This is a genomic window from Providencia sp. 6390 (assembly GCF_058148425.1).
This window is the reverse complement of the sequence record NZ_JBYVYL010000006.1, coordinates 241905-260000: the sequence shown is the minus strand read 5'-3', so window position 1 is coordinate 260000 and position 18096 is coordinate 241905. Positions and strand designations below refer to the sequence as shown.

Annotated in this window: 16 protein-coding genes and 1 pseudogene; 14 read left to right on the top strand and 3 right to left on the bottom strand. The window is 42.2% G+C overall.

What is annotated here, in order from left to right:
• Position 1: 1 nt before the first annotated feature.
• Both AC3Z9T_RS14550 and AC3Z9T_RS14545 read left to right on the top strand, forming a co-directional pair.
• Positions 2 to 1450: an NAD-dependent succinate-semialdehyde dehydrogenase gene (locus AC3Z9T_RS14550; RefSeq protein WP_490126823.1), complete on the top strand. Its 1449-nt coding sequence runs from the start codon at positions 2 to 4 to the stop codon at positions 1448 to 1450.
• Between the two features lie 29 nt (positions 1451 to 1479).
• Positions 1480 to 2433 carry a PDR/VanB family oxidoreductase gene (locus tag AC3Z9T_RS14545; RefSeq protein ID WP_490126822.1) on the top strand — a complete coding sequence of 318 codons (954 nt, stop codon included), beginning with the start codon at positions 1480 to 1482 and terminating at the stop codon, positions 2431 to 2433.
• A gap of 64 nt (positions 2434 to 2497) precedes the next feature.
• Here the strand turns inward: AC3Z9T_RS14545 and AC3Z9T_RS14540 are convergent, their stop codons facing one another.
• Positions 2498 to 3397 carry a helix-turn-helix domain-containing protein gene (locus tag AC3Z9T_RS14540; RefSeq protein ID WP_490126821.1) on the bottom strand — a complete coding sequence of 300 codons (900 nt, stop codon included), beginning with the start codon at positions 3395 to 3397 and terminating at the stop codon, positions 2498 to 2500.
• A gap of 21 nt (positions 3398 to 3418) precedes the next feature.
• The gene (locus tag AC3Z9T_RS14535; protein ID WP_490126820.1) at positions 3419 to 4342 is read right to left on the bottom strand and encodes a LysR substrate-binding domain-containing protein; all 924 of its coding nucleotides are present in this window, start codon (positions 4340 to 4342) and stop codon (positions 3419 to 3421) included.
• Between the two features lie 104 nt (positions 4343 to 4446).
• On the opposite strand from AC3Z9T_RS14535, the gene AC3Z9T_RS14530 reads away from it, so the two are divergent.
• From AC3Z9T_RS14530 to AC3Z9T_RS14475, 12 genes and pseudogenes are all read left to right on the top strand, one after another.
• Positions 4447 to 5514, top strand: coding sequence for a tartrate dehydrogenase (locus AC3Z9T_RS14530; RefSeq protein ID WP_490126819.1), 1068 nt, complete (start codon positions 4447 to 4449; stop codon positions 5512 to 5514).
• A 220-nt stretch (positions 5515 to 5734) separates the two neighbouring features.
• Positions 5735 to 7324 carry a peptide chain release factor 3 gene (prfC, locus tag AC3Z9T_RS14525; RefSeq protein WP_490126818.1) on the top strand — a complete coding sequence of 530 codons (1590 nt, stop codon included), beginning with the start codon at positions 5735 to 5737 and terminating at the stop codon, positions 7322 to 7324.
• Positions 7325 to 7568: 244 nt separating this feature from the next.
• Entirely contained in the window at positions 7569 to 7967 is a 399-nt protein-coding gene (locus AC3Z9T_RS14520; RefSeq protein WP_490126817.1) for a BON domain-containing protein, read from the top strand.
• A 143-nt stretch (positions 7968 to 8110) separates the two neighbouring features.
• Complete coding sequence (locus AC3Z9T_RS14515) at positions 8111 to 9265, top strand: patatin-like phospholipase family protein (RefSeq protein ID WP_490126816.1); 1155 nt, start codon at positions 8111 to 8113, stop codon at positions 9263 to 9265.
• Positions 9258 to 10064 carry a TatD family hydrolase gene (locus AC3Z9T_RS14510; protein WP_490126815.1) on the top strand — a complete coding sequence of 269 codons (807 nt, stop codon included), beginning with the start codon at positions 9258 to 9260 and terminating at the stop codon, positions 10062 to 10064. Before AC3Z9T_RS14515 ends, AC3Z9T_RS14510 begins: the two co-directional genes overlap by 8 nt.
• Positions 10065 to 10459: 395 nt before the next feature.
• Positions 10460 to 11746 carry a NupC/NupG family nucleoside CNT transporter gene (locus AC3Z9T_RS14505; protein WP_490126814.1) on the top strand — a complete coding sequence of 429 codons (1287 nt, stop codon included), beginning with the start codon at positions 10460 to 10462 and terminating at the stop codon, positions 11744 to 11746.
• Between the two features lie 633 nt (positions 11747 to 12379).
• A complete protein-coding gene (deoC, locus tag AC3Z9T_RS14500; protein WP_490126813.1) occupies positions 12380 to 13159 on the top strand; it encodes a deoxyribose-phosphate aldolase in 780 nt (259 codons plus the stop codon).
• Positions 13160 to 13202: 43 nt separating this feature from the next.
• On the top strand, positions 13203 to 14525 hold the full coding sequence (gene deoA, locus AC3Z9T_RS14495) for a thymidine phosphorylase (protein WP_490126812.1): 1323 nt from the start codon (positions 13203 to 13205) through the stop codon (positions 14523 to 14525).
• Positions 14526 to 14590: 65 nt separating this feature from the next.
• Positions 14591 to 15814, top strand: a complete 1224-nt coding sequence (gene deoB, locus AC3Z9T_RS14490) for a phosphopentomutase (protein ID WP_490126811.1) — start codon at positions 14591 to 14593, stop codon at positions 15812 to 15814.
• 160 nt (positions 15815 to 15974) lie between these two features.
• Positions 15975 to 16691, top strand: a complete 717-nt coding sequence (gene deoD, locus AC3Z9T_RS14485) for a purine-nucleoside phosphorylase (protein ID WP_490126810.1) — start codon at positions 15975 to 15977, stop codon at positions 16689 to 16691.
• 140 nt (positions 16692 to 16831) lie between these two features.
• Positions 16832 to 17129: pseudogene (locus AC3Z9T_RS14480) on the top strand (type II toxin-antitoxin system HigB family toxin).
• 2 nt (positions 17130 to 17131) lie between these two features.
• Positions 17132 to 17491, top strand: a complete 360-nt coding sequence (locus tag AC3Z9T_RS14475) for a helix-turn-helix domain-containing protein (RefSeq protein WP_490126855.1) — start codon at positions 17132 to 17134, stop codon at positions 17489 to 17491.
• A 47-nt stretch (positions 17492 to 17538) separates the two neighbouring features.
• Here AC3Z9T_RS14475 and AC3Z9T_RS14470 read toward each other — a convergent pair whose 3' ends face one another.
• A complete protein-coding gene (locus tag AC3Z9T_RS14470; protein WP_490126809.1) occupies positions 17539 to 18042 on the bottom strand; it encodes a GNAT family N-acetyltransferase in 504 nt (167 codons plus the stop codon).
• Between the last annotated feature and the right edge of the window lie 54 nt (positions 18043 to 18096).

The window sequence follows — 18096 nt, the reverse complement described above, 5'->3', positions numbered from 1 at the left end:
CATGAAAAGACTGCTTAATTCGTCATTATTTCGCCAATCCTGTTATATCAATGGTCAATGGGTTGATAATGCAAACACCATTTCAGTGACTAATCCTGTGGATCAATCTGTGCTGGGAACTATTCCCAGCCTTTCAATTGACCAAGTGAATGAGGCAATTATCAAGGCACATCAAGCCATGGATGGGTGGAGTAAATTAACAGCAAAAGCACGTTCTATCATTTTGCGTCGTTGGTTTACGTTAATTGAAGACAACATTGATGATCTTGGCTTATTGATGACGCTAGAACAAGGCAAGCCATTGCAAGAGGCAAAAGGTGAAATCCGCTATGCAGCATCATTTATTGAATGGTTTGCTGAAGAAGGTAAACGTGTTTATGGGGAAACCATTCCTCAAACGGTAACCAGCAACCGTATTTCAACGATAAAACAACCTATTGGAGTTTGTAGTGCGATTACACCATGGAATTTTCCTGCTGCGATGATCACCCGCAAAGCGGCTCCTGCACTTGCAGCGGGTTGTAGCATGATTATAAAGCCTGCGACTGAAACACCTTTTACTGCATTAGCGCTGGCTGCGTTGGCTGAACAGGCAGGGATCCCTGCTGGGGTGTTTAATATCGTTACGGGGGAGTCGCGAGTATTGGGGGAATTGCTAACTAAACATGAGCTAATCAGTAAGTTTTCTTTTACAGGCTCGACACAAGTGGGAAGGCAATTGTATGAACAATGCGCATCGACGATTAAAAAAACCTCTTTAGAGCTCGGTGGCAATGCCCCCTTTATAGTGTTTGAAGATGCTGATATCGATAAAGCGGTAAACAGTGCGATCCAAGCCAAATTTCGTAATGGTGGGCAAACTTGTGTTTGTGTGAATCGTTTTTACATTCACGATGAAATTTACAATGAATTCTTAGGTAAATTCGCTGATAAGGTAGCTAAGCTGCATGTGGGTAATGGTCTTGATGAAGGAACGGATATTGGCCCGATGATCACCGGGCGTGCTATTAATGGAATGGCTCGGCTAGTCAAAGATGCGATAGAAAAAGGGGCTCGTCAGCTGACATTAGGTAATGAAATTGTCGAACAAGATAATTTTATCAACCCGAAAGTACTAGTGGATGTCGATGATTCAATGGATATTGTGCATGAAGAGATTTTTGGGCCTATTGCAACCTTAATTCGTTTTTATGATGAAGAAGAAGTGATTAAGCGAGCAAATAATACTATTTATGGTTTAGCTGCTTACTTTTTCTCTAAAGATGTTGGGCGTGTCTATCGTGTTGCAGAGAAACTGCAAAGTGGCATGGTCGGGGTTAATACAGGCATGATTTCAAACGAAGTCGCACCATTTGGCGGTGTTAAGCAATCTGGCTTAGGTAAAGAAGGTTCGCGATATGGAATCGAAGACTACCTTAGCGTGAAATATCTATGTATTGATATTGCTTAAGTGAAGATGAAATCAAGGAGGGAATTGTTATGGGCCCACAAAAAATAGCTGTTAATGTTAGCCGCATAGAGCAAGTTAGTCCTACCATTAAAATGTTTGAATTCATTGCTAAAGATGCCGTTTTTGATCCGTTTAGTGCTGGAAGCCATGTAACGGTGCATATGAATGAAGAAATGGGGTTACAACGTGCTTACTCGCTAATTAGTGATCCTAAAAACAGTGATCATTATCGTATCTCAGTATTACGTGATGAAAACTCAAAAGGTGGCTCAGCTTACATGCATGAGCAGCTGGCGGAAGGGGATTTGGTCTATTTATCGCCAGCAGAAAACTATTTTTCATTGGAACATGACAATTCCTGTAAACATATTCTTATTGCCGGGGGGATTGGTATCACCCCATTTATAGCTTATCTGTATGAGTTGGAACAAACAGGAATGGATTTTGAGCTCCATTATTGTTTTCGAGATCAAAACACCGCCGCATTTGTTGAACAGCTTCAACAGCGAATCGGAGAACACTTACACCTATACGATAATGCGAAAGGGCAGCGTTTATCCGTTGAACAATTAATTAAAGAACAACCTGAAAATAGCCATGTGTATGTTTGTGGACCTGAAACATTGATTAATGCAGTGGTTGAGCATGGCAATGCCTATTTAGGGAAGGAGCGGGTGCATTTTGAAAACTTCGGTGAAGTGGCAAACGTAGGTAATGCTTTTGAGGTCCATTTCCAACGCTCTGGTTTTAGCTTGAATGTTGGCAAAGATGTGTCAATTTTACAGGCAATCGAAGCAGATAGACGCATTCAAGTTGAGTGCTTATGCCGCAATGGTGTATGTGGTACGTGTGAAACGGCTATCTTAGAAGGTGAGGCAGATCATCGTGATCACTATTTAGATGATGATGAACGTGCCGAGCAAAAAACCATGATGTTGTGCGTTTCACGCGCTAAAACGAAAAGGCTAGTGTTAGATCTTTAATCATCATTGTTGGTCTTGCAGCCCCATTGGGGCTGTTTAATGTTTTCTATTCAGGGAATAGTCCTTATTTCAGCTGAAACATTAAAAAAGGTTGGTTTTCATCATTCAAATGATAGGATGCGCTGATCTCTTGATCCTGAAAATGAATATGTCCATGACCTTTTTGATACACTTCTTCTAACCATGTTTTATGGTTAATCGCGAGTTGATAGAGTAGTCGTTGCAGCTCTAGGTAATCGATATCAATTGTTTGACTTTCTAGATTACTGGTGAGAATTTCACCTGCTTTATCGGTAAATACCACAAGGTGGTTAAAGTGAGTAAGGAGTACATCAAAGTAGCTTTTGATTTTGCGTAGCCGAAGCTCGCTATTTTTACGTTCAGTATTGTCTAAGCTGATCCCAACCAGTTTAGTTACCTTGCCATTAGGGCCTTTCACACCCGTTGCTCGTGAAGTGATCCAGCGATAACCTTCATCCCACGCAATTTTGAAATCCATTTCATGGGCACCACCTTCACGAATTATCTTTGAGTAGCCATTAATTAACTTTTCTTTTGATTCTTGGTTCATTAACGCCCAAAAATCATCGTTAGTGGTGATTTTGATCCCATAGACATCTTCTACGTTATCCGAATAATTGAGATCGCCGGTCAGTAAATCCCATTCCCAAGTGACGATTTCAGTGGATTCTTGTAAATGAACTTCATTGATATTGCGAATAACCGAAGAGGGGAATGTTGCTGATGAATGGTTGGCATACTCGCCATATTTGAGCCATATTTTATCAACGTTTAGTAACTGAGCTAAACTTTCTAGATTGCTTTCATCAATCATGCCGCCTTTTGTCCATTTATTGACCGCTGTTCGAGATATCCCGAGTGCTTCAGCCGCTTTTAACTGGCTCATTTTTTGTTGTTTCAATAAGGCCAGCAAACGTTGTCCAAATGTTTGCGTTTCTGTCATTGACTCATATCCACCTTTTGTTTATTCATCCTGAAATTGATGCGGTAAATGTTTTGATAAGTATTGCTCAAGATTTTCAATAAACACACGTAAATTCGCGTTATTACGTGCTGTCCTTGAATAAACAGCATATACATCAGCAGGTTGGTGCCATTTCGCTAATACTCGCGTTAATTTTCCTGTCTCTAATTCAGGTAAAACACTCCATAATGAACGTAATAAAATGCCCTCGCCGCCAAGGCACCATTGCTTAGCCACGTCACCGTTATTGACCATGAGTTTACTATTTGGTGCAATCAGCATGCTTTCGGTTTGTTGCTGTAACTTCCATTGTGCAGGTGCTTGATTACGCTCTTTAATTGTGATGCAAAAATGTTGTTTCTCAAGTTCTTGAGGGTGAGAGGGCTGACCATGCTGCTCTAAATAAGCGGGTGCTGCACAAAGAATGCGTTTGTTTGTAGCGATCCGTTTTGCAATATAATGATCAGGGATAGTGCCACCAATATAGATATCGAGATCGATATTTTCACTAATAATCTCGACAGATCTGTCGGTCAATGTCAGATCGATACCTAATTGTGGATAGCTGGCTCGCAATGCCAAAATAAAAGGATTCAAATAGGCGCTACCAAAACCCGTGCTGCAACTTACCCTTAATTCACCTCGGATCTCCTCACGGCATGCTTTCAATTCGTTGTGCATGTTATCAAGCTCTAACAATAGCTGTTCACCACTTTTGAGCACAATACGCCCTTCGTGGGTCAGATTTATCGTGCGGGCTGTTCGCAAAAATAGGGTTTGCCCGAGGTTTTCTTCGAGTAATTTTATGCGCTTGGAAACATAAGCAGGGGAAACAAGCAGTAGCTCCGCAGCACGCGCAAAACTCATTAGGCGTGCGACAGTAACAAAAACCTTAATGTCTTCTAATGCGGGTAGCTTGTTCATAGTTTGTAAACCTAAAGATTACACTTTGTCTCTATACTTTATCACAGCAACTCATAAACTGGAGATCTTACTGATAAAAATCACTGTTGTGGGGGAGCCGTAACATGTCACAATTTAATATTGCTGTTATACCGGGTGATGGTATTGGAACTGAAGTTATCCCTGAAGGCTTAAAAGTATTAGAAGCTGCGGCATCTAAACATCAAGTAAAATTTAACTTTACGCATTTTGATTGGTCCTGTGAAACCTATCATCGTACAGGCCGGATGATGCCAGAAGATGGCTTAGAACAGTTAAAAAAATTTGATGCAATCTTTTTAGGCGCAGTTGGCTTTCCTGGTGTACCTGATCATATCTCTCTATGGGGCCTGCTATTACCCATTCGTCGCGCATTCAACCAATATGTCAACTTACGGCCAGTTCGCTTGTTTGAAGGGATCAAATCACCTTTAGCAGATAAAAAACCGGGTGATATTGATTTTTATGTTGTGCGTGAGAACGTTGAAGGTGAATACTCTGCTATTGGTGGTATTCAATATGAAGGCACTGATGATGAAGTGGTATCTCAGCAAAGCATTTTCACACGAAAGGGTACTGATCGTATTTTAAAATATGCATTTGAATTAGCGCAATCTCGTGAGAAAAAACATCTAAGTTCAGCAACTAAGTCAAATGGCCTTTTCCATTCAATGCCTTATTGGGATAGCCGCTTTGCAGCTATGGCAAAGCAATATCCAGAGGTGAAAGCAGATCAATTTCATATTGATATTTTTGCCGCTAACTTAGTTCGGATGCCTGAATTTTATGATGTAATTGTGGGGTCTAATTTATTTGGTGATATTTTGTCTGATTTAGGGCCTGCTTGTACTGGAACAATTGCAATTGCCCCTTCGGCAAATATCAACCCTGAAAAGCAGTTTCCATCGATGTTTGAACCCGTTCACGGCTCGGCTCCTGATATAGCAGGGCAAAATATTGCTAACCCAATTGGTACTATCTGGGCAGCTGCGATGATGATGCAGCACTTAGGCCATACTGAGATGCACGATACCATCATGAATGCGGTGGAAACGGTGATTAAACAGCGTCATCACTTAACTCGTGACATGGGGGGTAATGCAAGTACTCAAGAGCTAGGGCAAGCAATTGCAGATTTGATTGCTATAAAATAATAGTCTTACTGCCTGCTTCAATAATATAAGAGGGGAGATTTGCTCCCCTTAACTCATTAAATTGCGGCTAATTAAGCGACCTTTGATTGTTTATAACCCCAAGATCTGAGAAAATAGCCGCCAATTTCGATTAACAAGACGGATTTGCTGAGCTAAGAGCCACCTATTGCCTCTCCTAATGCATGTACAAATCTGTAATCAGACAAAAAAGAACGGTTAAATGGCAGATCAGAATTTTCTACATGAAGTCAACGCGCGCAGGACGTTTGCAATTATCTCTCACCCTGACGCAGGTAAAACCACCATTACTGAAAAAGTATTATTGTTCGGGCAAGCGATTCAGCGTGCAGGGACAGTAAAAGGTCGTGGCTCTAACCAACATGCAAAATCAGACTGGATGGAAATGGAGAAGCAGCGTGGTATTTCGATTACGACGTCAGTGATGCAGTTTCCTTACCATGATTGCTTAGTTAACTTACTCGATACCCCAGGGCACGAAGACTTCTCGGAAGATACTTATCGTACATTAACTGCGGTTGACTGTTGTTTGATGGTGATTGACTCAGGTAAAGGGGTTGAAGATCGCACACGTAAATTGATGGAAGTCACTCGCTTGCGTGATACACCGATCTTAACCTTTATGAACAAACTTGACCGTGATATCCGTGACCCAATGGAATTAATGGATGAAGTGGAGAATGAGCTAAATATTGCTTGTTGTCCAATTACATGGCCGATTGGTTGCGGTAAATTATTCAAAGGTGTTTATCACTTGCTGCGTGATGAGACAATCCTTTATCAAACAGGTCAAGGTCATACTATCCAAGAAGTGCGTATCATTAAAGGCCTAGATAACCCTGAATTAGATAAAGCGGTGGGGGATGACCTTGCTGCTCAGCTACGTGATGAATTAGAACTGGTCAAAGGGGCTTCTCATGAATTTGAGCAAGAAGCCTTTTTAGACGGTGAGCTGACCCCAGTCTTCTTTGGTACTGCGTTAGGTAACTTTGGCGTTGACCATATGCTTGATGGTTTAGTGCAATGGGCACCAGCACCACAACCACGTAAAACTGATGTGCGTGAAGTTGAAGCGACAGAAGAGAAATTTACAGGGTTCGTCTTCAAAATTCAGGCCAATATGGATCCAAAACACCGTGACCGCGTGGCTTTCATGCGCATTGTTTCGGGTACTTATGAAAAAGGCATGAAACTGCGCCAAGTACGTACCAAAAAAGATGTCGTGATTTCTGATGCTCTAACCTTTATGGCGGGTGATCGTTCGCATGTTGAGAATGCTTTTGCGGGCGATATTATTGGATTACATAACCACGGCACTATTCAAATCGGTGATACCTTCACGCAAGGTGAAGACATGAAGTTTACTGGTATTCCTAACTTTGCGCCTGAACTATTCCGTCGTATTCGTTTACGTGACCCTCTGAAGCAAAAACAATTGCTAAAAGGGCTGGTACAGCTGTCAGAAGAGGGGGCTGTACAGGTTTTCCGCCCATTAACTAATAATGATCTTATTGTTGGTGCTGTCGGTGTGCTTCAGTTTGACGTGGTCGTGTCTCGCTTGAAAAGCGAATATAATGTTGAAGCGATTTATGAGGCCGTCAACGTTTCAACGGCACGTTGGGTTGAATGTGACGACGTGAAGAAATTTGAAGAGTTCAAGCGTAAGAATGAACAAAACCTCGCATTGGATGGTGGTGACAATTTGTCCTATATCGCCCCAACGATGGTTAATTTGAATTTAACTAGCGAACGTTACCCTGATGTAAAATTCCGTAAAACGAGAGAGCATTAATCTCTTTATATGACTTGGCCCACTATTGAAAAAACACTTTTAATAGTGGGTTTCCTCCTAATGATTATCTGTTTTCGAATACTCTCCTGTTTTTTTATCTAAAGTTTGCAGATTGCTCTGGCTTTTGCATGAGAACGCTTTATTTCATGATGTTTTTCTCATAGTCTATGATTATCAATTGGTATACGTTATCTATATTCGTAATACCCCAATCTTTAAAACAGCAGTAAAAAGGAAGGTTCAGATGAAAAATTCAGCGCTTTTACGTTCTTTATTAGTTATTGGGTTGAGTGGCGCTTTGTTTGCTTGTAGCGCACCGTTAAAAGAGCAAGCTTCTGATACTTGGGACAGTGCCGTGAAGACCGCAGATATTGCAGGTAAAGATACCAGCGAAGCGGTTTCGAGTGGTGTGAAAAGCACCGATAATTACATCGATGACTCCTCAATTACTGCTCAAGTAAAAAGTAAGCTACTCACAACTAGCGGCATCGATAGCAACTCGATTTCAGTGAAAACCGTTCACGGAGTGGTTTACCTCTCTGGCTTTGTTAAATCAAACAGCCAAGTAGACAAGGTCGTGCAAGTGGTCTCAATGGTTAATGGTGTGAAATCAGTACAAAACGGCTTGGTTGTTGCGAATTAATGGAAGAACTGTAAACAGGAAAACTGGGCCTCTATACTAAATGAGGTTCAGTTTTTACTGCTTAATTTATGACAATTGTGCCTATTGGCGGCTGCATTGATAAGTGAGCACCTCTAGGCAGAAATCATTGTCAGGGGGGTTGTATGGGTAAACATGTAGCAGTCACGCTCGGTAGCATTGAACCTTTAGCTTTTTTTGATGAACTCAATAAAGGTAAAACCGCACTTATCTGTGAAGGCGGTGGCCAACGCGGTATTTTTACTGCGGGGGTACTTGATGAGTTCTTAAAAACAGGTTTCAACCCTTTCGATATCATGATCGGCACCTCTGCGGGCGCACAAAATCTTTCTGCTTATATCTGCGGGCAGCATGGTTATGCACGACGTGTGATCACTCGCTATACAACAAGCCCTTTATTCTTCAATCCACTGCGTTTTATACGTGGCGGTCATCTTATTGATCTAGACTGGTTGGTAGAAAGTACATCAAAGGAGCTCCCTTTGCAGATGCATTCAGGTATTGAATTAATGAATGCAGGTCGTGAATTTTATATGGGAGCAAGTCGTAGTGAGGATTTTGAGGCTGAGTTTTTGCAGCCGACGGAAGAAACGTGGCTAGATATTATTAGAGCTTCGAGTGCAATCCCTGGTTTTTATCGTTCAGGCGTTGAATTTGATGGCACGCTGTACCACGATGGCGGTATTAGTGCCGCAGTCCCTGTTGAAGAGGCATATCGCCGTGGTGCTGATACTATTGTGGTTATTCGCACGGTACCTTCTCAAATGTACTTTACTCCTGAATGGGTTAAAAGAATGACCCGTTGGCTCGAAGGGGAAAAGTATGGCCTACAACGCATGGCGGCCATGCTAAAAGTTCATTTGAAAAGCTACCGTTGCACTCAAGAATTTATTGAAAATCCACCCGGTGACTTGCAAATTTTTGAAATTTATCCACCGACGCCGTTAAAAAGTAGTGCGTTGGGGAGTCGTTTATCATCACTTAATCAGGACTACCATACAGGACGCCGTTGCGGTCGTTATTTTATTGCCGCGTTGGGGCATAACTTTGCTATGGATAATGATTCGTTAAATCGTTTTAGCTTTGAAAACGCAGCTCATGAAGAGATGCAAATTGAAGAAGATTATGCAGAAGCGTTATTTGAGGCGAAACATACCGCGGAGTTAGTGGCTCAAAGCCAAGCGAAGAAAGCGACAGATACAGCACAAGCGATTATGACTGGTGCGATGATGGCAGCAAATGAAGAGTCTGCTAAGCAGGTCAACGAAAAAAATGACTAAATCATTTGTTGATACTCACTGCCATTTTGATTTTCCGCCTTTTATTGATGCAATGGAGGCAAGTCTTGCATCCGCTGATGCTGCGGGGATCACTGATATTATTATTCCAACAGTCAGCGTGGATAATTTCGAGCGAGTTTGGCATTTGGCGCACAGTTACCCGCAACTACATGCTGCGATGGGGTTCCACCCACTGTATTTGAATATGTTTCAAGAACAGCATATGGAAAAGTTATCGTCTTACCTTGCACAACATAGTGCTAAATGTGTCGCTGTTGGTGAAATTGGCCTTGATTTGTATATGCAGGAACCGCTGTTTGAGTTACAACAGCGGGTGTTGATTGAGCAGCTTAAGTTAGCGAAGCGATTTGATCTGCCTGTTATTTTGCATTCACGTAAAAGCCATGATCAGTTGGCTGCCATTCTGCGCCGCCATCCAGTGCCTGCATGTGGTGTCGTGCATGGTTTTGCAGGTAGCTTATCACAAGCCCAATCATTGATTAAACTAGGCTACTTTATTGGCGTAGGTGGCACTATCACTTATGAGCGTGCGAATAAAACTCGCCAAGCAATCGCCCAATTACCTTTAACATCATTGCTTTTTGAGACTGATGCACCTGATATGCCAGTGTCGGGGTTCCAAGGAGAACCAAACCGCCCTGAACGTATTCAATGGATTTTTAAATCATTATGTGAACTACGGCACGAAAGCCCCGATGAAATCGCCGAACAGTTGTATATAAATAGTCTATCATTATTTAAGCTATACTCGTCATACTTCAAGTTGCAGCGTTGTTGAGCTTCGCTCACTCGCACCAGTCACATAGTTATCTATGCTCCTGGCGACTTATTCACTTGTCGCCTAACTGCACCTCGAATTATTTAGAGTATACATCATTAAAGTCACTTTAAATTGATTGCCAATGGCTATTAATTGATGCAGTTTTTTCTCCTTAATCCATTCAGTTTTTTACCTACTTATTACGTCCTTTTGTGCTTTCCAGATTAAACTGACAATAAAATGTGATTTTAATCACAAGAATTGAATTTTTGTTACTTTTTGCACTATGTATTTGTGACGAAGATTGCGGGTTATTGAAATGGACTAGGTATAATCATCGCACAAAGAGTCAAGGAAACGGAGACGTTTCCTTATCTACATCAATCTAAAATTAAGTGAACAGGGATACTTCCATGCAACTCATTATGAGTCTGGTCGGGATGGCGGTGCTGATAGCAATTGCCGTGCTATTTTCCAGCAATCGTCGAGCGATTAAACTCCGCACTGTTGGCGGAGCTTTTATCATTCAAGTCGTTATCGGCGCTTTTGTTCTTTATGTTCCAGCGGGTCGTAGCGTATTACAAGGGATGTCAGATGGCGTTTCCAAGGTAATTGGTTATGGTCAAGATGGAATGAGCTTTATTTTTGGCGGCCTTGTTTCTGACAAAATGTTTGAGTTGTTTGGCGGTGGCGGATTTATTTTCGCATTACGCGTATTACCAATCATTGTTTTCTTTTCTTCTTTAATCGCCGTGCTTTATTACCTAGGTATCATGCAATTGGTAATCAAAGTATTGGGTGGTGGTTTGCAAAAAGTACTTGGCACATCAAGAACTGAGTCACTATCTGCAACAGCAAACATCTTTGTTGGGCAAACAGAAGCGCCGTTAGTAGTGCGTCCATACATTGCAACAATGACAAACTCTGAATTGTTTGCGGTAATGTGTGGTGGCTTAGCATCGGTTGCAGGCTCTGTGTTGGCGGGGTACGCACAAATGGGCGTGCCGATGGAGTACCTGATCGCGGCGTCATTTATGGCGGCGCCGGGTGGACTACTGTTCGCTAAGTTATTAGTTCCTGAAACTGAAGAGGCTCGTGATAACGTTAATGCAGCTGATCTGGTTGCAGAAGATGAACGCCCTGCGAACATCATTGATGCGGCAGCGTCAGGTGCGGCTTCTGGTATGCAGCTAGCACTCAACGTGGGTGCGATGTTGTTAGCATTTATTGCATTAATTGCCTTGATCAACGGTATTCTTGGTGGCATTGGGGGGTGGTTTGATCATCCAGAACTGTCTCTTGAACTGATCCTTGGTTGGGTGTTTGCGCCGATCGCTTACTTGATTGGTGTGCCATGGAGTGAAGCAAATATTGCAGGTTCATTTATTGGGCAAAAAGTGGTGGTTAACGAATTTGTTGCCTTTATGAACTTTGGCGAATATATGAAACCGGATGCGGAGGTTCTTGCGGCAGGTAAACAAGTCCTTTCTGAACACACTAAAGCTATTATTTCATTTGCACTGTGTGGTTTTGCTAACTTGTCTTCTGTGGCGATTTTACTGGGTGGTTTAGGTGGCATGGCACCAAACCGTCGTAGTGATGTTGCTCGCCTTGGCATGAAAGCGGTTTTGGCCGGTACGCTCTCTAACTTGATGAGTGCTACTATTGCTGGTTTCTTCTTAACCCTCGCAATTATCTAGTCTATGTATATTGAAAAGGGCATTTGCCCTTTTGAGGTTGTTGACGAAGCGGGATAAAAGCGTGGTTTTTCCCGCTCCGTATTATCAGCCGAAAATCAATAAATTGATTTTCCTCGTTGATTTCAAAAACCTTAACGACGGCAGACAAACAAAATACGTTTGTCTGCCGTCTGAAAAGGGCATTTGCCCTTTTCAATTCATTATGTTCAGTTATATTCTTTCTGTTTTTATCCCTTACTCCATCATTTTTGAACTACGCTTAATCGAGTGAATTAACGACGTTTAATTGAGTGATTAATAAAGTAAGAAAGAAAAGCCATTTGAGAGAATAAAACTGAAACGAAATAGCGTATAATTGCGATAATGTTCACAAGTTTTTATTTAACAATGTAACGTTCAGGCAATTAATGTGATTTGTGGCACATAAAATAACCTAGTTCTATGGTCAAATAGGTACAAGTAAGCTGCTATGGACTGCTAGTTCTCAGAGTGGATGTACTCTAGGGCATTGTGCGGTGAGAAGGAATTCAGCTGCTACATTCGGGTTTTCGAGTAGCATCTTTAAGGAACCAAGCCCGCTCGCCAACAAAGAACGTGTTGTTCTGACAGAATTCACAACGTTGGAGAGTTTTTATGACTGATTTAACTGCAGCTGCGCAACGCGCACTGAACCTCATGGATTTAACTACCCTGAATGACGATGATACCGATGAAAAAGTGATCGCATTGTGTCATCAAGCAAAAAGCCCTGCGGGTCAGACTGCGGCTATTTGTATTTATCCTCGTTTTATTCCTATCGCACGTAAAACCTTACGTGAGCAAGGCACCCCCGAAGTACGTATTGCTACAGTAACTAACTTCCCACATGGTAATGATGATATTGATATCGCACTAGCTGAAACGCGTGCTGCTATTGCTTACGGTGCTGATGAAGTTGATGTCGTTTTCCCTTACCGAGCACTGATGGCGGGAAATGAAAAAATTGGTTTTGACTTAGTGAAAGCGTGTAAAGATGCATGTGCAGCAGCAAATGTGCTATTGAAAGTGATCATCGAAACAGGTGAACTTAAAGATCCTGCACTTATCCGTAAAGCATCTGAAATTTCCATCAAAGCAGGCGCAGATTTCATTAAAACATCTACAGGTAAAGTGCCTGTAAATGCCACTCTTGAAAGCGCTGAAATCATGATGCAAGTCATCCATGATATGGGCGTTGCAGAAACCGTGGGCTTTAAACCTGCTGGTGGTGTTCGTACAGCTGAAGAAGCGGCTCAATACTTAGCATTAGCAGATAGAATTTTAGGTAAAGGCTGGGCAGATGCGCGCCATTTCCGTTTTGGCGCATCAAGTTTGCTGGCTAACTTGCTGAATACTCTTGGTTTTGATACTAAAAAATCAAGCAGCAGTTATTAATTTTAGAAATTACCAAGATCCTGTTGTAGTTAAGGAGCATACCGTGTTTCTGGCACAAGAAATTATCCGTAAAAAACGAGATGGTAAACCACTTAGCGAAGAAGAAATCCGCTTCTTTATTAATGGAGTGCGTGATAATTCCGTTTCTGAAGGTCAGATTGCCGCATTGGCAATGACCATCTATTTTAACGATATGACAATGGATGAACGTGTTGCGCTAACATTAGCCATGCGTGATTCAGGCACTGTATTAAATTGGAAATCACTCAACCTGAATGGTCCGTTGGTTGATAAACACTCAACGGGTGGTGTTGGGGATGTCACTTCACTGATGCTTGGCCCCATGGTGGCGGCATGTGGTGGTTACGTTCCAATGATCTCAGGTCGCGGCTTAGGTCATACTGGGGGAACGCTAGATAAACTCGAAGCAATCCCTAATTTTGATATTTTCCCAAATGATGAGCGTTTTCGTGACATCATCAGCGATGTTGGGGTGGCAATTATTGGTCAAACTAACTCACTAGCACCGGCTGATAAACGTTTTTATGCCACACGTGATATCACTGCAACCGTGGATTCAATTCCACTGATCACAGCTTCCATTTTAGGTAAAAAATTGGCTGAAGGCCTTGATGCTCTAGTGATGGATGTCAAAGTTGGTTCAGGTGCATTTATGCCAACTTATGAAAAATCAGAGCAACTTGCAGAATCAATCGTTAAAGTGGCGAACGGTGCGGGCTGTAAAACCACGGCTTTGTTGACTGATATGAATGAAGTCCTCGCATCTAGCGCTGGCAATGCCGTTGAAGTTCGTGAAGCAGTACAGTTTTTAACTGGCGAATATCGTAACCCACGTTTGTATGAAGTGACGATGGCACTGTGTGTTGAAATGCTTGTGTCTGGCACATTAGCTGCTAATAGAGATGAAGCACGTCAGAAATTACAAGCGGTATTGGATAACGGTAAAGCGGCTGAAGTGTTTGGGCGCATGGTTGCTGCTCAAAAAGGTCCAAGTGATTTCGTCGAAAATTACAGCAAATATCTACCTACCGCAGTACTGAATAAAGCGGTATACGCTGATAAACCAGGTATTGTCAGCGCCATGGATACTCGAGCTCTGGGTATGTCTGTGGTGACATTGGGCGGCGGTCGTCGCAAAGCAACCGATCTTATTGATTATAGCGTTGGTTTAAGCGATATCGCGGCATTGGGTGCGACTGTTGATAGCCAAACACCATTAGCCATTATTCATGCGAACAGTGAAAAAGCATGGGAAGAAGCGGCTAAAGAAGTACGAGCTGCTATGGTTATTAGTGATAAAGTGCCAGAAACGACGCCAATGGTTTATCGCCAAATTAGCGAATAATTAACAAATTAGTTTTATCAGTGGCTCTTCCCGATGGCTGGGAACGATGACGCAGGAGAGAAGTTATGAAACGTACATTTATTATGGTGTTGGATTCTTTCGGGATTGGTGCAGCAGGTGATGCGCACAAATTTAATGATGAAGGCTCAAACACATTAGGCCACATTGCAGATGCTTGTGCGCGTGGCGAAGCAGACAAGGGCCGTAAGGGGCCTCTGCATTTGCCTAACTTAACCAAACTGGGTCTGGGTAAAGCCGCTGAAGAGTCTTGTGGTAAGTTCCCAGCGGGTCTTGATCCTAACTCTGAGATCATTGGCGCTTATGCCTATGCCAGTGAACTTTCTTCTGGTAAAGACACGCCGTCGGGCCACTGGGAAATTGCGGGTGTTCCTGTGTTATTTGATTGGGGCTACTTCTCTGATCATGAGAACAGCTTCCCACAAGAGCTGCTCGATATCATTGTTAAACGTGCGAACCTGCCTGGCTATTTAGGTAATTGCCATTCTTCTGGTACCGTGATCCTTGATCAACTGGGTGAAGAGCACATGAAAACAGGTAAGCCAATTTTCTATACCTCTGCGGACTCGGTATTCCAGATCGCTTGCCATGAAGAAACTTACGGTTTAGATAAGCTGTATGAGCTATGTGAGATCGCTCGTGAAGAGCTAACAAATGGCGGTTATAACATTGGTCGTGTTATCGCTCGTCCATTTATTGGTGATAAAGCAGGTAATTTCGAACGTACTGGTAACCGTCATGATCTTGCTGTTGAACCACCAGCACCAACTATGCTGCAAAAATTAGTGGAAGAAAAACAAGGTGAAGTGGTTTCTATCGGTAAAATCGCCGACATCTATGCACATGTTGGTATCACTAAAAAAGTGAAAGCAACAGGAATTGATGCGCTGTTTGATGCAACAGTAAAAGAAATGAAATTAGCGGGCGACAAAACTATCGTTTTCACTAACTTTGTTGATTTTGACTCAGCTTATGGCCACCGTCGTGATGTTGCTGGCTATGCAGGTGCGTTAGAGCTGTTTGACCGCCGTTTACCTGAGTTGATGGAATTAGTAGAAGACGATGATATTTTGATCTTAACGGCTGACCATGGTTGTGACCCAACGTGGGAAGGTACAGATCATACACGTGAACATATTCCAGTTTTAGTCTATGGACCAAAAGTTAAACCCGGTTCTTTAGGCCATCGTGAAACCTTTGCGGATATTGGGCAAACGGTAGCGAAATACTTCGATCTATCGCCAATGGATTACGGAAAATCAATGCTGTAAGTATGGCCGTATGATTTAAATAAGGCAGGAAACTGCCTTATTTGTTTAAGATGCTAATGAAAATGGGCATTTGCCGTAGACAGCCAGTAGTATGAATCGCTACACTATCCGGCAGTTACGCTAAACCATTTAATTCAATGATTTATAAGGAATAACAATAATGGCTACTCCTCATATTAATGCGGAAATGGGTGATTTTGCTGACGTCGTTTTAATGCCTGGTGACCCTTTACGTGCAAAATATATCGCTGAAACTTTCCTTAAAGACGTTCGTCAGGTTAACAATGTCCGTGGCATGCTAGGTTTCACGGGGACTTATAAAGGCCGCAAAATCTCCGTTATGGGTCACGGTATGGGGATCCCATCTTGCTCTATCTATGCAAAAGAGCTGATCACTGATTTTGGTGTAAAAGTGATTATTCGTGTGGGTTCATGTGGTGCGGTAATGGATGATGTTAAGCTGCGTGATGTGGTTATTGGCATGGGCGCATGTACAGACTCTAAAGTAAACCGCCAACGTTTTAAAGATCACGATTTTGCTGCGATTGCTGATTATGAACTGGTTCATAATGCCGTCGAAGCCGCGAAAGCTAAAAATGTGAATGTACGCGTAGGTAACTTGTTCTCTGCGGATCTGTTCTATTCACCTGATCCTGATATGTTCAAAGTGATGGAAAAATACGGCATCCTTGGTGTTGAAATGGAAGCTGCGGGTATCTACGGTGTGGCTGCGGAGTTTGGTGCACGTGCACTGACTATTTGTACTGTTTCTGATCATATTAAAACAGGCGAGCAAACCACTTCAGATGAACGCCAAACCACCTTTAATGAAATGATTGAAATCGCATTGGATTCAGTTCTGTTAGGCGATAAATAATAATTGTTCGAACAATTATTTTGTTTATGCTTAGGTGCCGTACAAATTTTGTACGGCATTTTTATTGCAAGTTGATAAAGTTAGTCCTAATATGGGACTGATGTATTGTGATCGTACTGACTTCAAGCTAATTTTGGCTGATGAAAATTATATCTGTCAAAACACTAAAGGATTTTTGGGCGAGAAATCCTGACTCAGAACAATCGCTAAAGGCTTGGGTGGATGAGGTATCTAAAGCTGAATAGAAAATGCCAGCTGAGATAAAGGAAATGTACCGTAGCGCGAGTATTTTGAAAAATAGGCGTGTGGTCTTCAACATCAAAGGAAATTGTTATCGGATTATAGTCGCTATAGCGTATCAGCGTGTTTGTGAAGTTTATTGGAACACATAGGCAATATGATCAAATTGATGCAGAAACTGTAGAGTTGGAGTCGTGATGATGAAAATTAAACCGATTAAAACGGAACAAGATTACCAAGCGGCATTGAAAGCTATTTCACCTATGTTTGATAATGAGCCAGAGCTGAACTCACCAGAAGGTGATTATTTTGAGGTTATGTGCTTGCTGATCCATGCATATGAAAAAAAACACTATCCTATAGAGGCTCCAGATCCTATAGAGGCGATTAAATTTCGTATGGACCAGCTTGGGTTAACAGTCAAAGATTTAGAGCCCGCGATTGGAAAAGCTAATCGTGTTTATGAAATCCTTAATGGTAAGCGCAATCTAACGCTACCGATGATCCGTAAGTTACATCAGCAGTTTGGTATTCCACTAGACAGTTTAGTGGGAGTATAAAATGGTTGAATGCCATACATCACAACTTGTACGGCATTTTTACGAGTCTAACCCCGTTTTTTATTGATTCGGCTCATCACAATAGCATCAACATATTCACCATCGCGGAACGCGTAGTCACGCATAATGCCTTCTTGTTCAAAGCCAAACTTCTTATACAGCCCAAGACCACTGTCATTGAGGGCATAGACTTCGAGCTCGATACGGCGAACATTGAGCCAGTTATCACAGTAATCCACCATCACAGCCATTAATTTCGAGCCAATGCCTTTGCCTTGATGGTGATGGCTAACTGTTACACCAAAGCTAGCAGCATGACGGCGGCGTATTTGGCTTGGTTGATGAACAGTTAAGATCCCAACAACCTCATTATCTAGGGTTGCAATGAAATGAGTGACCAGAGGATCATTAGCGCCTAGCCGATCTTCCCAAATTTTTGTTGATGGATAGGGAAGTTGCAGGGTATTTGCATAGGCGGAATAGTCTGCATGCATTTTCGTTAGAGCAGGAACATCATCAATGGTTGCTCTGCGGATAATTATGTCACTCATTATTTCATGTTCCTTAATATCTTTAAATATCAATATTATTGATCACATGAAGTG

Bases quoted from the DNA above. Each gene is read 5' to 3' on its own strand.
- AC3Z9T_RS14475 (WP_490126855.1), top strand. From the start codon at position 17,132: ATGAAAATTAAACCGATTAAAACGGAACAAGATTACCAAGCGGCATTG.
- AC3Z9T_RS14505 (WP_490126814.1), top strand. From the start codon at position 10,460: ATGCAACTCATTATGAGTCTGGTCGGGATGGCGGTGCTGATAGCAATT.
- prfC (WP_490126818.1), top strand. From the start codon at position 5,735: ATGGCAGATCAGAATTTTCTACATGAAGTCAACGCGCGCAGGACGTTT.
- AC3Z9T_RS14515 (WP_490126816.1), top strand. From the start codon at position 8,111: ATGGGTAAACATGTAGCAGTCACGCTCGGTAGCATTGAACCTTTAGCT.
- deoC (WP_490126813.1), top strand. From the start codon at position 12,380: ATGACTGATTTAACTGCAGCTGCGCAACGCGCACTGAACCTCATGGAT.
- AC3Z9T_RS14535 (WP_490126820.1), bottom strand. From the start codon at position 4,342: ATGAACAAGCTACCCGCATTAGAAGACATTAAGGTTTTTGTTACTGTC.
- AC3Z9T_RS14540 (WP_490126821.1), bottom strand. From the start codon at position 3,397: ATGACAGAAACGCAAACATTTGGACAACGTTTGCTGGCCTTATTGAAA.
- AC3Z9T_RS14530 (WP_490126819.1), top strand. From the start codon at position 4,447: ATGTCACAATTTAATATTGCTGTTATACCGGGTGATGGTATTGGAACT.
- deoD (WP_490126810.1), top strand. From the start codon at position 15,975: ATGGCTACTCCTCATATTAATGCGGAAATGGGTGATTTTGCTGACGTC.
- AC3Z9T_RS14520 (WP_490126817.1), top strand. From the start codon at position 7,569: ATGAAAAATTCAGCGCTTTTACGTTCTTTATTAGTTATTGGGTTGAGT.
- AC3Z9T_RS14510 (WP_490126815.1), top strand. From the start codon at position 9,258: ATGACTAAATCATTTGTTGATACTCACTGCCATTTTGATTTTCCGCCT.
- AC3Z9T_RS14550 (WP_490126823.1), top strand. From the start codon at position 2: ATGAAAAGACTGCTTAATTCGTCATTATTTCGCCAATCCTGTTATATC.
- AC3Z9T_RS14470 (WP_490126809.1), bottom strand. From the start codon at position 18,042: ATGAGTGACATAATTATCCGCAGAGCAACCATTGATGATGTTCCTGCT.
- deoB (WP_490126811.1), top strand. From the start codon at position 14,591: ATGAAACGTACATTTATTATGGTGTTGGATTCTTTCGGGATTGGTGCA.
- AC3Z9T_RS14545 (WP_490126822.1), top strand. From the start codon at position 1,480: ATGGGCCCACAAAAAATAGCTGTTAATGTTAGCCGCATAGAGCAAGTT.